Source organism: Streptomyces sp. TLI_053 (assembly GCF_900105395.1).
GTDB lineage: Bacteria > Actinomycetota > Actinomycetes > Streptomycetales > Streptomycetaceae > Kitasatospora.
This window is the reverse complement of the sequence record NZ_LT629775.1, coordinates 9838708-9854431: the sequence shown is the minus strand read 5'-3', so window position 1 is coordinate 9854431 and position 15724 is coordinate 9838708. Positions and strand designations below refer to the sequence as shown.

Below are 15724 nucleotides of genomic sequence, written 5' to 3'. Positions count from 1 at the left end.
GCGGGACCACCCGGGTGGCTGGGTCGAACCCGCTGAAAGGGGGCTACCGAAGGCCGTGCCGTGTGGGAGAACCTGGGCCACGCCTCGCTGTCGTCCGCGAAGCCTCGAGGTGTCTTCCGACGCCTTTCCTCTGTTCCCCCCTTTCGGTTCCGGATCCCGGCACGCCTCACAACGGCGCGTCCCGAGGTTCGGTGCTCAGTGCATACGAATCGAGTTCTGAAGTGCGTACGTCGTTCTCCCGTTCCCTCACGCCCGCGGCCACAACGGTGGTCGCCTCGGTGGCGGTCTCCGTGTTGCTGGCCTCCGGCCAGGCGATGGCCGCCGCCGCTCCCGCCCCGGGTGCAGACGGCCAGGCCGCCCGGGCGGCGGCCGTCGTCGAGGCGGCCACCGGCACTGGAGGTGTGGCTTCCGTCCCTGCCGGTCTGGCGCCCGCCACCTCTACGGGCAGTGTCGGGATGGGGGCGGCAGACGGCTCCAGCCTGGGGATGGCCCTGCCTTCCAGCCGCACCACTGCCGGCGTCCGGGCCGGCAACGGCAGTGTGGTCTACCCCGGCGCCGTCAAGGACGGCAGTGTGGCAGTGCAGCAGCTGGACGACGGCGGGATCCGGGCGCTGGTCACCATGGAGAGCGCGGCAGCCCCCTCGGACTACCGCTTCAGGCTCGACCTGCCGCAGGGGGCGCAGCTCCAGCAGCACGGCGACGGGAGTGTGGACGTCGTCCGGGACGGTCAGAGTCTGGGCCGGTTCGAGGCTCCGTGGGCCAAGGACGCGAACGGCGGCGCGGTCGCGACCAGCTACCGGATCGAGGGGGACTCGCTCGTCCAGCACGTCGAGGTCACCGCCGGCACTGCTTTCCCGGTGGTGGCCGACCCCACGTGGCAGGGGGTCTGGAACCGTGTCAAGGCCGGGGCGAGGAAGGCCGACCAGCAGGCCGTGCTCGGTGCGATCGGGGGGTGTGTCATCGGTTCGATCGGCGCCGGCGCCGGCTGTGGCCCGGGCGCGGCCACCGGAGCCATCGGCGGCGCCGTCAAGGGCGGCCTCGAGGGCTTCTTCAAGGGCAAGTGAGTCCACCGAAAGGACATGGCACCGTGAAAGACGAACAGCGCGCCTCCGGGCCGCGCTTCGGATTCGACGGGGAACTGTGGGTCCTCACCACGTGCATGCTTGTCGCCCTCTGGGGTATCCGCCGGCTTCTCGTCCTCGTTCTCCCCGGGGAAGGCCTCGCGGGTTTCGGGACGAGCGTGCTGGCCGCTGTGCTGGCGGGCCTGACCGTCAGCGCCGCGGCCCGGGCGTGGAGACGCGGTAGGACCTAGTGAACCAAGGGTGTCGCTGCCTCCCGGCTCCCAGGGAAGCAGCGGCACCCCGAGGAGAAGGCCGCCGTCCCCGACAGGGTGGCGGCCTTCGGCATGGACGGGCTGCGGGTCGGGGGTCGGCGGTGGCATCCTCGGCCTCGGCTGCTCGGCCGGTAAGCTTGTGATTTATCCAGTTCGGCGTGGTTTGGTGCCGACTTTGTGGTCGGTTGGCCTGCGGTAGGACTCGCCGGTGGCCAGGAGCAGGCCCACGTCGTAGCGGGTCGCGGGGCGGCGGTTCTTCGAGCCGGGTGGGCGGCCGTGACCCGGCCGGGCGGATCAAGGTGGGGTGGACGACACGGGTTCCTCTCAGTCCGCGCGAGGCCGCTCTCGGCCACGCTCTCGCCGGTGCCTGGGGCATCGGAGCACTGGGAACCTTCAAGTCCGTCATCGGACATGGCGGAGTACCTCTGTGACCCGGCCGGGCGGAAGGTTCCAAGGGTCGTTGCAACACGTGGCCGGCTCGATCAGGCTTCGATGAGTTCATGCAAACGCTCGGCCGGGGTCTCCCGGCCGAGCGTTTTGCGTGCGCGGCCGTCGAGTTCGACGGCGACCGCGGCCGAATCCTTCGGACCGTGGAGAGACAGATCGGTGCTCATGGGCAAGAACCGGCGGAGCAGGCCGTTCGCTGGCCTGTTCGGGCCGCTTCTCGAGCCGGCCGCGCCACGGCCCGGACAGCAGGCTCAGTGTCTGAAGCTGCCGGTGGACACGGTGTTCGAGGGCGAGCAGCTCGGACGCTGAGTCCAGGCGCAGCGGGCCGACTGGCCTGGCCTGGAGGAGGACCAGCGGGACCTGCTGACGGCGATCGGCATCGAGCCGGACGTCGAGCTGGTGGCCGCGAAGGCCGCCGCCGAGGTGAAGCCGAGGGTGTCCCCTGGGGACCGGTTCGCCCAGGGCCTGAGCGCGCTCGCCCAGTTCGTCGAGCGGGAACGGCACCCCCGGGTGCCCCGCCCGCACAAGGAACCGGTGGAGACCGTCGCGGCCGGCCCCGGCGGTGAGGAGCAGGTGGTGGTGTCGCACTTCGCGCTGGGCACCTGGCTCAACAACCAGAAGGCCCGCCGGGCGAAGCTCAGCCCCGGTCAGCTCGCGCAGCTCGCGGAGCACGGGGTGCAGTGGGCGTAGGGGGTGGGGGCGGCGCGGGACGCGTTTTTCTGGGCTCGGGGCCCCCTGATGCCACCGTTGCCCGCTGGAACGGTGGTGGTCGGGAAGGTCTGGAGTCCTGCCGTGGTGGCCTTCCTCGTCGGTGTGCAACAGGTTGGCTGCGGTACTGGATCGGGCGTACTTGATCATGCTGTCGGGGGAACGATGGGGGTATGACTGGCTGGCAGCGGGCGTGTTGGTGGGGGCTCGGCGTCGTTGGCGCAGGCGCGGTGGCGGGCACGGTGTGGTGGTTGACGGCCGCCCATCCCGGCGGTGCCGGGCAGGCGTGGGGCGCGATGAGCGCGGTGGCCGGCGTCGCCGCCGTCGTGGTCGCCCTGTGGCAGCTGCGCGCTGCCCGTTCGTCGGCCCGGCGGGACGAGCCGATGACCGGCAGCGGCGGGGCGATCGTGGCGGACGGGGACGTGTCGGACTCGACGACCTCGGCCACCGGCCCCGCCCCGGCCTCCGGTACCGGACCTGCTCCGGCGACGGGAACGCACGGCACCACCGGCGCCATCGTCGCGCGCGGCAACGTGAGCAACTCGCACACCGAGTACCGACCGTGAAGTGGGGCAGGAAGAAGACGCCTGGGCAGGAAACGGGCACCGGCAGTCGGCAGGGGCACGATGGCGCCGAGAAGCAGACCGGAACCGGGCAGCGGAATGCGGATGCCGGGGAGCAGGTCGTCGACGGCGGTCCGGGTCTTCGTGGGAGTACGGGGGCGATCGTCGCGGCCGGGGACGTGATCGGCTCCTCGACCCAGTTCGTGCAGGCCGAGCAGGCGTTGGTCCTGCCGGCGGAGGCGTATGCGCCGATCCCTGCGGACGCTGCCCTGGGTGGGGTGTCGAACGTCCGCGGTGGGCTGTTCGTCGGGCGCCGTGAGGAGCTCGCGCTGCTGGACGCGGCGTTCGAGGGTGCGGGCGAGGTGGTAGTGCACGCGGTCCACGGGCTGGGCGGGGTCGGCAAGTCGGCCCTGGCCACTCACTGGGCCTCGATGCGCACCGAGCCGGTGCGGTGGCGGATCACCGCCGACACGGCCGTCGGGGTACGGGCGGGGCTGGCCTCACTCGCCCGCGCCCTCCAGCCGGGCCTGACCGGTCTGCCCGAGGACCTGCAGGTGGAGCGGGCGGTGCGCTGGCTCGCTGGCCACGACGGGTGGCTGCTGGTGCTCGACAACGTCGACGACCCCGCCAATATCGAACCCCTGCTGGAACGCATCCCCCGCGGCCGGGTCCTCGTCACCACCCGGCGTACTGGTGGATGGCACCACCGTGCCACCGCCGTCCGCCTCGGCGTCCTGGAGGCGGGCGACGCGCTGGACCTGTTCGTGCGGGTCCTCACTCACGACGGCCCGCGCGAGAGCGAGGGCGCCGAGGCGGTGTGCGAGGAACTCGGGCACCTGGCCCTGGCCGTCGAGCAGGCCGCCGCGTACTGCGCACAGACCGGCACCGTGCCGGTCGCCTACCTGGAGATGCTGGCCCGGTGGCCGGCCGACATGTTCGCCGCCGGAGCGGAGACCACGGACTCCGAGCGCACCATCGCGCGGATCTGGCACCTGACTCTGGACCGCCTCACCGACACCCCCCTCGCCGGCGACATTCTGCGGATTCTGGCCTGGTACGCCCCCGACAACATCCCCCGCGAACTCCTCCACCATCTCGCCGCCGAGCCCGACGGCCCCACCGTCCCACAGATCAGCACCGCGGTCGGCCGGCTCCTGGCCTACAGCATGATCACCGACAACCGCGACGGCACCCTAACGGTCCACCGCCTCGTCCAGACCCTTGCCCGCACCCCCGACCCCCACGACCCCCACCGCCGGGCCAACGACATCACCACCGCCCGCCACCGAGCCACCCAGTACCTCGCGGCCGCTTTCCCCGACGATACGGGGCAGCCCGACAGGTGGCCGTTCTTGCTCGCCCTGATTCCTCATGTCGACTCCCTCGCTGATCGGACACCTGAGGCGGCCGACACCGTCACCACCGCCGCCGTGCTCAACAGTGCTGGTCTCTTCCTCATCACCGGTCAGGGCCAGGCTCGGCGCGCCGCCGCCCACCTCAGGCGCTCCCTGACCAGCCTGACGCGGATTCTGGGTGAGGACGCACCCGACACCCTCACCACCGGCAACAACCTCGCGGGCGCATATCGGTATGCCGGCGACCTGGCCCGCGCCATCCCCCTGTACGAACATCTCCTCCAAGACCGGGTTCGGGTCCTGGGCGAGGACGCACCCGACACCCTCACCACCCGCAACAACCTCGCCCACGCCTACCAGGGCTCGGGGGACCTGGCCCGCGCCATCCCCCTGTACGAACAGACCCTGGACACGATGGTGCGGATCCTGGGCAAGGACGCACCCCACACCCTCATCACCCGCAACAACCTCGCGGGCGCCTACCAGGACGCCGGGCGCATCAGGGACGCCATCACCCTGTACAAACAGACCCTTCAGGACCGGGTTCGGGTCCTGGGCGAGGACGCACCCGACACCCTCAATACCCGCGACAACCTCGCGGGCGCCTACCGGGGTGCCGGCGACCTGGCCCGCGCCATCCCCCTGTACGAACAGACCTTGGAGATGATGGTGCGGGTCCTGGGCGAGGACGCACCCGACACCCTCATCACCCGCGGCAAGCTCGCCCACGCCTACCAGGCCTCGGGAGCCGTAGCTCGCGCCATCCCCCTGTACGAACAGACCCTGGACACGATGGTGCGGGTCCTGGGCGAGGACGCACCCCACACCCTCAGCACCCGCGGCAAGCTCGCCCACGCCTACCAGGCCTCGGGAGCCGTAGCTCGCGCCATCCCCCTATTCGAACAGCTCCTTCAGGACCAGGTTCGGGTCCTGGGCGAAGACGCACCCAACACGCTCACTACGCGCAACAACGTCGCAGCCTCATATCGGGACGCCGGCGACCTGGCTCGCGCCGTCCCCCTGTTCGAGCAACTCTTACAGGACCAGGTTCGGGTCCTGGGCGAAGACGCACCCAACACGCTCACTACCCGCAACAACCTCGCCCAGACCTACCAAACCTCAGGGAACGTTGCCCTCGCCGTCCCCCTGTTCGAACAGCTCCTTCAGGACCAGGTTCGGGTCCTGGGCGAAGACGCACCCGACACCCTCACCACCCGCAACAACCTCGCCCACGCCTACCAGGGCTCGGGGGACCTGGCCTGCGCCATTCCCCTGTTCGAACAGACCCTGGACACGATGGTGCGGGTCCTGGGCGAGGACGCACCCCACACCCTCATCACGCGCAAGAACCTCGCCAGCGCCTATCGGGAAGCCGGCGACCTAGCCCGCGCCATCCCCCTGTACGAACAGCTCCTTCAGAACCGAGTACGGACACTGGGCGAAGACGCGCCCGAGACCCTCATCAGCCGCAACAACCTCGCCGCCTTCTACCGGGACGCCGGACGCACCAGCGACGCCGTTGCTGTGCTGCGGTCCGTGGTGGAGGGCCGGGTACGGGTTCTGGGTCCTGATCATCAGGACACGGTGGATTCGCGCGTGGGGCTGTTGGTGACGCTGGTTGAACGGGGACGTTCCCTGTTGCCCGGCAACTCTGCGGGCGCGTGGCAGAACGCTCTTGAGGCGGTACAGGCTGTCGGCCCGTACTTCGTCGAGGATCCTGGCGTGTACGGAACCGCGCTCGCCCACGCTTTCAGGCTCGCCGCGGATGTCCTCGATGTGGATGGGCAGTCCGAAGCAGCCGCCAAGTACCGCCAGCACGCCCGGTACGCCGCAGGAGCAGCGGCAGCGGCCCGGCGCGCAGAAAGCCGCCGCCGCTGAGTTCTGGGAGCCGGCCGGGAGACGCCCCGCAGTCCAGCGGGTGCTCGAAGCCGGCCTGATGCGTACGTGGCGCGCGCCGGACCCACATACGCTCGGCGCCTGACTCTCCAAGATTTCGGACCACTGCAACGGGGCCGCCAGGAGAGCTGAGAGCGCCGGGACAGCGGCGGGTGTTGGAGGAGATCGACCTGTGGTGGTGCCCGGTGTGTCCGGTCGCCTGGCAGCGCGCCTACGCCACCGCCCGAATGTGGTGGCTCGACACCGACGGCCAGGCCGACTTGGACCCGGCTGCCCACGGACACGGTGTTCGAGGGCGAGCGGCTCGGCCGACGAGTGAAGGCGCAGCGGGCCTGCTGGCCCGGTCTGGAGGAAGACCAGCGGAATCTGCTGACGGCGATCGGCATCGAGGCCGCCCGAGCTGGTGGCCGCGAAGGCCGCCGCCGAGGCGAAGCCGACAGTGTCCCGCGGCAACGGTTCGCCCAGGGCCTGGCCGCGCTCGCCCAGTTCGTCGAGCGGGAACGTCACCCCCGGATCCCCCGGCCGCACAAGGAGCCGGTGGAGACCGTCGAGGCCGGCCCCGGCGGCGAGGAGCAGGTCGTGGTGTCGCACTTCGCGCTCGGCACCTGGCTCAACAACCAGGAAGCCCGCCGGGCCAAACTCACCCCGATACAGCTCGCGTAGCTCGCCGAGCACGGTGTCGAGTGGGCGTGAGCGGGGCCTTCGAACCGCTTGGGCGGTCCTGTGGGGGCGTGGGCTGCCATCGCCGGCACCGGTTGCGGGATGACCGGGAGGCCGCGTTGGAGCCGGGGCCGGCCGGGTCCCGGTGAGCGGGCGCTGCCCGGGGTTCGTGATGCGGACGAGCGGGCGGCCGACCCGTTCGACGAGTACTACCTCGGCCTCCGGACCGACTGGTAGAGCAGCCCAGCCGGGTAGACCGAAAGGGGCCGTCTCCCGCTGGGTGGCGGCCCGTTCCGGTGTACCCGGCAGTCAGGGTCCGAGCAGACCGGGGTGGAGGAGGTTCGGTCGTGCGGGATGTTTGCGCCTTCGCCGATCACGGCGTGGAGTGGGCGTAGCGGCCCTCCACAGGGTACGGGACGGACGGTCGCGAACCCGGGCCGTCGGCGGCTCTTCGCCCGTGCCCGGGGCGGGGCCTTCGTCGTCGTGGTGTCAGGGGTTGCGCCAGCTCCGGAGCCGATCGGCAGCCGCTCGGGTGTCAGGGTGGTCGTGACCGAGGAGCCGCTCGCGGTCGGCCAGCACCCGCTCCATCAGGTCGACCGCCTCACCCGTACGCCCCGCCTCCCAGTAGGAGAAGGCAAGGTTGCTGCGGATGCCCAAGGTGTCGGGGTGGTCGTGGCCGAGCAGCCGCGCGGCATCAGGCAGCACACGTTCCTCAAGCACGATCGCCTCGTCCGTACGTCCCGCCTTCCCGTAGGAGGAGGCCAGGTTGGCGCGGGCAATCAGGGTGGTGGGGTGCTCGTCACCGAACAGTCGCTCACGATCGGCGAGCACCCGCTCCTGAAGATCGATCGCCTCACCCACACGCCCCACCTGCCAGTAGGAGTAGGCCAGGCTGCCGCGGACGTCCAAGGTGTCGGGGTGCTCGTCACCAAGCAGTCGCTCACGATCGGCCAGCACCTGCTCCATCAGGTCGATCGCCTCTCGTGTACGCCCCGCCTGCCCGTAGGAGAGGGCAAGACTCCCGCGGGCGGCCAGGGTGTGGGGGTGCTCGTCACCAAGTAGTCGTTCACAATCGGCGAGCACCTGCTCCATCAGGTCGATCGCCTCTCGTGTGCGCCCCACCTCGCTGTAGGAGACGGCGAGGCTGTGGCGGATGGTCAGGGTGTCGCGGTGGTCGTGGCCGAGCAGCCGCTCACGATCGGCGAGCACACGCTCCTTAAGGTCGATCGCCTCACCCACACGCCCCGCCCGCCCGTATGACTGGGCCAGGTTTCCGCAGGCGGCCAGAGTGTGGGGATGCTCGTCACCGAGCACCCGCTCGGCATCCGCTGCGAGGCTCTGCCAGTGGGTGACGGCGGCGTGGATCAGGCCGGTGCTGGTCAGGCTGTGGCCTGCTGCGAACAGGACGGGGTGGCCGTGGGGGTGCCAGAGGAGGTCGTCGGCGTGGGTGGTGAGGGTGTCGGTGTTGGCGCGCAGGACGGCGGTCAGGTCGCGTGCGGTGTGCTCGTGCTCGGGCCAGGTCTCGAAGAGGGCGTCGGCTGCGGCGTGGACGGTGGCGGGAAGTTGGGTGGGTGGGGTGGTTTCGCGGGCGGCACGGGCGGTGAGGGCGTGCAGGCGGACCGTACGGTTGGTGTCGCGGGCATGGTGGGTGATCAGGGCGTAGTGGTGGAGCAGGCGCAGGGCGGCGCGGGCCTGGCCGGCGGTGACCGGATCAGGGTCGGGGGTGCCGGGGGGGAGTGGGGTCCTGTGGGTGGTGAGGTAATGGGTGACGGCGTCGGTGGCCCAGAGTTGCTGGGGGTGACCGGCGGGGTCGAGGTGCGCGGCGAGACGGATCGCTGGGGCCGCGAGGCCGACCGGTTCGCGTTGCTGGGCGGCGTCGAGGGCCAGGAGGAGCGAGGTGGTGACCTGGCGGCCGTACCTGTCGGTGTCGGCGCCAGGCGGCAGGAGGGTGGTCAGGCGGGAGGTGCGGTCGGTGAACAGGCCCAGGTAGGCGGTGCAGTCGATGTCTTCGTTGATCATGTAGGCAGCGGCGTGGGCCAGGGCGAGCGGCAGCCGGCCCAGTGCCTTCGCAAGGTCGTCGGCCCGGTTGTCGAGGAGGTGGGCGCTACCGGCTGCGGTGAGGCGCTCGCGCAGGTAGTCGAGCGCCTCGTCGGGGGTGTAGGTGCCGATGTCGACGACGGCGCGACCGTTGCCGGTGACGAGGGCGTCGCGGCGGCGGGTGGTGGCCAGCACCCGCCCGTCCGTCCCGGCGGGCGGGCGGGGCCACCACGGGACGGTGTTCTCCAGGTCGGTGAGGTCGTCCAGGACCACCAGCCAGGTGCGGTCGGTGACGGCCAGCCAGTCCAGGAACGCCGCCGCGTCGTGTTCGGCGTCCTGCCCGTGCGCGCCGGGCACGCCGGCCTTCGCTGCGGCCCGCGCGTAGGTCGCGACGATCTGCGCGGTCTCGGCGGCGTCCACCCACACCAGCACGTCCAGCCCGTCGGCATGGGCCCGGTGGGCGCAGGTGGCGGCGAGCTGCGACTTGCCGACACCGCCGCCACCGGACAGAACTTGGGTCAGGACCACGGTCGTGTTGCGCTCCCGGGCCCGGTCGATCTTCTCCTGCAGGTCCGGGCGGGACTGGAACGCGGAGGCCAGCGGCGGCACCGTACCCACCCGTACCGGCCCAGGTGCCGATGCGGGCGCAGGGTGGTTGTGGTGGTGGGTGACCGTCAGGTTCCCCGCCTGGTAGACGTCACCGCCGACGGTGCTGTTCTCGATGCGGTTGTCCACCTCGGTGTGCTCGACCCGGCTGCCCGCCCCGATCGCAGTGTGGGTGATGTCGCGCCCCGCACCGACGGACCCGTCCCCCGACACGTCCACCCGCACCGAGGACGACGCCCCGGCGCCGACGCCGGCCGGCCCGTTCGTCGGCCCCGGCCCGTCACCCTGGTCGTCCGACAGAGAAACCGCCGAAACGGCACCCTCGCCGGGCGCCGGCGCACTGTCCCCGCCGGCCGGGCCGTCGCTGCCGATGGCCTCCGGTGGGGCGCCTGCGCCGGGAACGCCGGTCCGCTCGGGCCGCTTCCCGGGCCGGCCGCGCCACGGCCAGAACGGCGGGCTCACAACCATCTCCCCCTCGGATCGATACGGCAGGTGCCGCCGACGGTGGTGAATCCGGAACGAACAAGGTCGACGTCGACATCGTGCCCGTCGAAGCCCAGGACGCCACCGCCTGCTGCAGCACACCGGGCGCCGCCGGGCACCCCGCCCGCACGACCACCACGGCACCCACCCCCTGGGGTCCCGGGACGGCTCCCCTGGCGAACACCCGAACGTCATCCCGACCGCAGCGTAGCCGCAGCCAGGGGGTGTGCGGGGCGGGCAGCCCGAGGCCCGGAACCGCCCAGGTCTCTACAGTTCGAGGTCCATCCAGTTGAGGCTGTTCAGCGCGACCTTCGGCGCGCGTCGGCCTCCGCCGGTCCCGAAGTAGTGGTCGCGCAGGCCGTCGGCGAGGATCTCCTCCTGTTCGTTCTGGGTGGCTCCGCGGTCGCGGGCGGCGTAGAGGGCCTGGGCGACGCTGCCGGGCATCCGGAGGTTCTGCAGGAACCGGTCGCGGGGGTCGTCGGTGGAGTTCGGGCCGGCGTCGAAGCCGAACGTGCCGGAGATGTGGAGCGTGAAGCCGTTGCTCTCGGCGGCCTTGCGGACCCTGTCCTTGACCCTGGGCTGCCATGTCGCGCGGACCTTCTGCTCGATGGCCTTCGCCGCGGCCGGCTTGGGGGTGCCCTGGCCCTTGAGCCAGCGCTGCACGGTGCGCTGGGAGACGCCGAGGTCCTGGGCGAGCTTCTTGGTGGAGCCGTTGGCGCCCTTGAGCAGGAACCGCATCCGGGCCTGGACGGACTGCGGGATCGGGCGGGTGCGCTCGGCGCGCTCCAGGCCCTCGTCGATCTCCCCCACGGGGCATCAGATCCTTTTCTGCCGCCCCTCGGCCGGGGCGGCGTCGCGTCATCGTGGCGGTGGCGGGCGGTGCGGTTACTCGTCGGCGGAGACGATCCCGCCGGTCTTGATGTGCCGGGCGGGGTTCGTGTCGTCGGCGAGCAGCTCGGCGATCTCCGGCATCGGCCTGCTGCCCTCGAACTTCACCAGCCCGGGGGACACTCCGAGGCGCAGGGAGGTGGTGAGGGTGCCGTCGGCGCGGGTGAGGATGTCGAGGGCGCCGGGGCCGGGTGAGGCGAAGACGGCGCAGTCGGAGAGGATCGCGAAGGCGTGCAGGCCGGTGTGGGCGGCCATTTTGCGGAGTTTGCGGTGAAGGTTGACGGTGGCGGTGTCGATGACCAGGGCGCGCATCAGCGGGTCCCAGGTCGGGCGGTCGAGTGCGGCCCAGCGCTCGCCGGGCGTGTAGCCGTGCCCGCGGGGCCTCTCCTTCATTTTGCCGATGGTGCCCTTGGCGGTCTGTTTGATCGCGGTGAGCACTGCCAGTTCCGCCGGGTCGCCCTGGCCCGCCTTGATGGCTTCCATCTTTTCCAGGTAGGCGACGGGGTCGGTGTCGGCGAGGGTGAGCGGGATGCCGAGGGCTGCCATCGTGTCCAGGTATCCCTGGCGCAGGTGCTTGTGCCAGGGGTCGAGGTAGGGGCCGCTCTCGTGGCGCAGCCAGCCCTCGAGCGGCTGCGGGCGGGCGCCGAGCTCGATGGCGTAGGCGACCTTCGCGGTGGAGTACCAGGCCGGGCCGGTCGGACGCGTCCCGTCTGCGGTGAACGGGGAGGGGAGCAGCGGGTTCGTGTCGAGGTGGGAGAGGTCGACCAGCCAGCTGCCGGGGATTTTCGGGTCGAAGGTGGGGTTGAGTTCGTGGACGGGGCCGGACAGTGGCAGGGCGAGACGGCCGGCGGCGGCGAGGAAGGCCGTGTTCACGTCGAGGCCGACGGCGAACGGCGCCGCTGCCTCCTGGTCGGTGAGGTTGCGGTGCCAGTCCCACGCCTCGGTCACCAGTTCGCCGCCGGGTTCCCGGCCCTGGGCGAGCGGGTGCATGTCCGGGACTTCCGGCGGCGCTGCGTCGAACGCCTCCTTCGGGCGGGAGCCGTCCACCGGTCCGGACGTCCAGCCCGCCTCGGTGCGTACCGCGCGGGTGGGCGGGCGCAGTGCGGTGACCAGTTCGAGGCCGGAGACGGAGGTGGAGCCGCGGGGGGTGAGGACGCGCTTGGCGTAGGTGCCGAGCAGGCGGGCGAGGTCCTGCGGGGCGAGGCTGTCCGGGATGTTCCAGCCGCCGGAGGTGAGGGCGCCCCAGGCGGGGATGCACAGTTGGACGCACTGGCGTTTGCCGTCCTCGGGGCTGCGGTAGATGCGGGCCCACGGGCCCAGGCCGCGCTGGGTGAGCTGCCAGCCGGCCTTCTCGACGGCCTTGACCGTCTTGTGGGTCTTCGGCAGCTGTCCGAGCCGTGGGACGAAGTCCTTCTTCTCGTCGCGGCCCATGGCGGGCAGGCCGAGCTCAGCGAGGGCGGTGTCGGTGATGACGACCAGGGCGTCGCCGTCCTTGCCGTGCCGGTGCAGGCGTGGCGAACCCAGGCGGTTCTCCAGCGCCCACTCCACGACGTCGGCGAGCGTGCGGCCGGGCGGGGCGGTGGGTGCCTGGGTGCCGTCGGCGAGGTAGGCCACCAGGGCTTTGCCGGACGGGGCGACGTCCAGTACCGCGAGCGGTCCGGCCGGGAACCTGGCGGCTGCGGCCTGCTCCCAGTCCGCCGGTCCCTGCGCCGCGGCCGGCTTCTTCGCCGGGGCCTTGCGCGCTCGCGACGAGCCGGCGGCCGGACGCGACGGGGCGGGGCGGCGGGGCGCAGTTGCAGGGGCGAGCCCGGGGGCGGCCTGGCGGGGTTCAGCGGCCGGAGCGGCCGGGGCATCCGGCGCCGGCGCGTCAGCCGGGGCGACGGGGTCGGGGTGCTGCTGCACGGCGGCAGGGGCGGTGGAGGGGCGGCAGAACCCGCCGAGGTGCATCGGGTGGCCCTGGGCGCGGTAGACCGACGGCTGCCCGCACTGCACGCACGGCGCAGGCTGAGCCGTCAGAAGCGAGCCGTCCGGGTTCTGGTCCAGCATCACCGGTTGTGCGGCGGGCGCGGACGGGGCCGGCTGCCCGGCCACGGGCGCGGGTGCCTCGGGCGCCTCGGCCGCGGCGCGCACCGTAGGCGGCGCCTGCGCGGCTGCGGGCTCGGGTGTCCGGCCCCCGCCGGTGGTGCGTACGAGGCCGGCGGTCTGGGCGAGCCGCAGCCACTCGGCGGGCTCGACCGTGCCGTGCTGCAGCGCCAGCGTCGCCAGGAACGCGATGTAGACCTCGCGTTTGGGCGGGCGCGGCTCCGTCGTCCCCGCCTCCCAGCGCACGATCGTCTCCCGACGGGTCTTCAGTGCGGTGGCCAGCTCCTCCTGCGTGTACTCCCCCGCCTTGCGCAGCCGCTCCCGCTCCGCGGGCACCGGCAGGTCGTCCACCGGCTTCGGCCGTGCCAGCAGTGCGTCGATCGACGCGAACAGGTCCTCACTCATCGACACCTCACCTCCACCACACACCCTAGCGTGAAAGTCACTTTCGGATCGCACTTCTCGGTCACACATTCACTGGATCGGGGCATGCCGCGTCCCGTGTCAGATGATCTTGACCGATTGCCAAATGATCTTGACGGGTGAACTCCGGGGGGAGGTGACGGGTGGCCCCACGCACGCGCGAGGCCGGCGGCGGCACGGCCGGCTCGTTCCGGCGACAGGGGCGGCCACACCAGCCGGACACCATCAAGAGAAGTAGTCAGAGAAGTAGACGCGCCCTCCCGGACGCCGAAGGCCCGGTACAGGTGGTCTTCGCGCGCGAGGCGCGAGGCCGCACGCGCGGACCGGCCACCGGGGACATCACGGGGCCGGGACAGCAGCACGGCAGGGGCGGGAACCACCTCGGGGCGGTGGGCGGCCACGTGGGCTACGAGTCGTCGCTGGAGCGGGATCGGCCGATCCTGCTGGACCGCGAGCCCGAGGTCGTGGGGATCGCCTCGCAGCCGTTCTGGCTGCACTGGCACGACGGCCTGCGGCGGCGCCGGCACGCGCCGGACTACTTGGTGCGACTGGCCGACGGCCGGGACCGGGTGGTGGACGTGCGGGCCGGCAACCACCCGCCGCCTCGCCTGCGTCGTCCCCGACAACGACACCCAGCGCCACCGCATCCGAGCCCTGGCCGGGGCCGGCCACTCGACCGCGTACATCTGGGCGCGGATGATGGACGACCACGACACGCCACTCACCTGCACCGCCATCAACAGCTCCCTCCGCCGCGGCGGCAGATCCACCGACCTCTCTGCTGAGCGGACCCGAGGCCGCCGACGGGGCGAGCGAGAGCCGGGAAGTCAGGCAGTCGGCAACCGCACGTGAACGCCGTGTACGTCACAGCGGCTGCCGCCAGTTGCGATAGGCGTGCGGAGGTCTGGCGAAGCCGCTGTCGCTGAAGGGGTTCGGCAGCGTGCCGTCGAGGGTGCCCGCCAGGAAGTCGCCGAAGCCCGCCGCGAAGCGGACCCAGGGTTCCTCCCCATGGTGGTGCTGGCGCTTGAAGACGACGACGTCCCAGCGGTCCGGGTCCCGGGTGTCGCACAGCCAGAAGGCCACGTCGCTGTTGGCACTGCCTGCGAACGGGAGAAGCCTTCCCCCCTCCAAGTTCTCCGGGGCGATGCCGGTGCGAGCCACCGGCTCCTCCCTGGGGTCGAAGTCCAGCCCGTCGATGAGATCGCCGTACGGGGAACCGGCCACCGGCGGCGTGCTGACGCCGAGGTACTCGTCCAGTTCGCCGCCGCCGTAGAGCGTGACGAAGTCGCGGTAGTCGGCGGGCAGACGCAGGCCCGTGGTCCGGGCCAGATCCTCCCAATCGACGGTGTCGCCGGGGACGCTCGGCTCCCCCAGCAGGGCTGAGAGGCGGGTGATGGCCGGGTGGACCATGATGGTTCTCCTCCATGCGTGGCGCGGTTCGATCAGTCACCGTATTGCCCGGCGCCGCCCCAGCCGGAAGACGTCGTCGCCGAATGCGGAGTACGCCACGCCAGCCTCAAAGTGACGCTGGGTGGATCCCCGGAAGCCTACCGATCGTCAAGATCATTTGATAACCAGTCAAGATCATTTGAGACGGGACATGCCGAAGCATGATGGCTGTACCGCGCCTGTCCTGTGACAAATGATCTTGACTGTTTGCCAGATGATCTTGACCGGTCGCCCGGGTGGATCGTCCTCGGATGCGAGGCGGCCAGCCGGGCCCTGCAGGCGCTCTACTCGGAGGACGGGAGGGAGGCGGAGTTGCGGTGGGTCCCCTCCAGGTAGGTGCCGATGTACGCCCGCAGGTGGGAGACCCAGTACCGGATCGTCATGGCGCTCGGGATGTGCGGCCACCGGCCCGCTCTCGGCCTTCTCCGCGATCTCGCCCGGCACCCCTTCGGGGCCACCACGGTGTACGTCGCGCTCGGCGACGCCATCGTCCGACCGAGCGCCCCCGAGGACACGGCCGATGCACTGCGCTGGTGCGTGAACTCCGGCACCCCGATGCTCGCCGACGGCGCCCTGCGCTCCGTCGCCATGCAGCGGCCCCCGTGGATGCGGCCACGATCGACCACATCCTCGACGTCCTCGCCCCCTGGATCCTCACGACGACCTCCGCTTCTGGGCGGCGGCAGGATGGACGGGCCCTCGCGTTCGGGGATTCCTCCAGGACTGCGCAGCCGGCCCCCGGGCCGACGCGGCCATCTCGTCCCTGCGGGGCAAGTACCAGACCCACTCCCCTC

9 protein-coding genes and 2 pseudogenes are annotated in these 15724 nt (G+C 71.7%); 6 read left to right on the top strand and 5 right to left on the bottom strand.

Annotation, left to right across the window (positions count from 1 at the left end; genetic code table 11):
• Positions 1-221: 221 nt before the first annotated feature.
• Positions 222-1064, top strand: coding sequence for a hypothetical protein (locus BLU95_RS40975; RefSeq protein WP_159425274.1), 843 nt, complete (start codon positions 222-224; stop codon positions 1062-1064).
• 751 nt (positions 1065-1815) lie between these two features.
• Here BLU95_RS40975 and BLU95_RS44875 read toward each other — a convergent pair.
• A pseudogene (locus BLU95_RS44875) lies at positions 1816-1992 on the bottom strand (IS30 family transposase); the annotation flags it as partial.
• A 187-nt stretch (positions 1993-2179) separates the two neighbouring features.
• Between BLU95_RS44875 and BLU95_RS40965 the strand changes: the two are divergent.
• The 4 genes from BLU95_RS40965 (at position 2180) to BLU95_RS40955 (ending at position 6965) form a co-directional block, all read left to right on the top strand.
• Positions 2180-2470: a helicase associated domain-containing protein gene (locus tag BLU95_RS40965; protein WP_159425273.1), complete on the top strand. Its 291-nt coding sequence runs from the start codon at positions 2180-2182 to the stop codon at positions 2468-2470.
• 269 nt (positions 2471-2739) lie between these two features.
• On the top strand, positions 2740-3054 hold the full coding sequence (locus BLU95_RS41905; RefSeq protein WP_107452666.1) for a hypothetical protein: 315 nt from the start codon (positions 2740-2742) through the stop codon (positions 3052-3054).
• A complete protein-coding gene (locus BLU95_RS40960; RefSeq protein WP_107452665.1) occupies positions 3051-6284 on the top strand; it encodes a tetratricopeptide repeat protein in 3234 nt (1077 codons plus the stop codon). The genes BLU95_RS41905 and BLU95_RS40960 overlap by 4 nt, the downstream gene beginning before the upstream one ends.
• 303 nt (positions 6285-6587) lie before the next feature.
• Positions 6588-6965 (top strand): helicase associated domain-containing protein, encoded by a 378-nt coding sequence (locus tag BLU95_RS40955; protein ID WP_093864509.1) that lies wholly within the window; start codon positions 6588-6590, stop codon positions 6963-6965.
• Positions 6966-7451: 486 nt separating this feature from the next.
• Here the strand turns inward: BLU95_RS40955 and BLU95_RS40950 are convergent, their stop codons facing one another.
• The 3 genes from BLU95_RS40950 to tap all read right to left on the bottom strand — a co-directional run bounded on the left by BLU95_RS40950 (position 7452) and on the right by tap (position 13463).
• A complete protein-coding gene (locus tag BLU95_RS40950; protein ID WP_231978155.1) occupies positions 7452-9818 on the bottom strand; it encodes a tetratricopeptide repeat protein in 2367 nt (788 codons plus the stop codon).
• A gap of 537 nt (positions 9819-10355) precedes the next feature.
• Positions 10356-10898, bottom strand: a complete 543-nt coding sequence (gene tpg / locus BLU95_RS40945) for a telomere-protecting terminal protein Tpg (protein ID WP_093864507.1) — start codon at positions 10896-10898, stop codon at positions 10356-10358.
• Between the two features lie 75 nt (positions 10899-10973).
• A complete protein-coding gene (tap, locus tag BLU95_RS45415; protein ID WP_286158609.1) occupies positions 10974-13463 on the bottom strand; it encodes a telomere-associated protein Tap in 2490 nt (829 codons plus the stop codon).
• A 410-nt stretch (positions 13464-13873) separates the two neighbouring features.
• Here tap and BLU95_RS44865 point away from each other — a divergent pair.
• Positions 13874-14074, top strand: a pseudogene (locus tag BLU95_RS44865) (TnsA-like heteromeric transposase endonuclease subunit); the annotation flags it as partial.
• 271 nt (positions 14075-14345) lie between these two features.
• Here the strand turns inward: BLU95_RS44865 and BLU95_RS40925 are convergent.
• The gene (locus BLU95_RS40925; RefSeq protein ID WP_093864504.1) at positions 14346-14891 is read right to left on the bottom strand and encodes an SMI1/KNR4 family protein; all 546 of its coding nucleotides are present in this window, start codon (positions 14889-14891) and stop codon (positions 14346-14348) included.
• Positions 14892-15724: the final 833 nt, after the last annotated feature.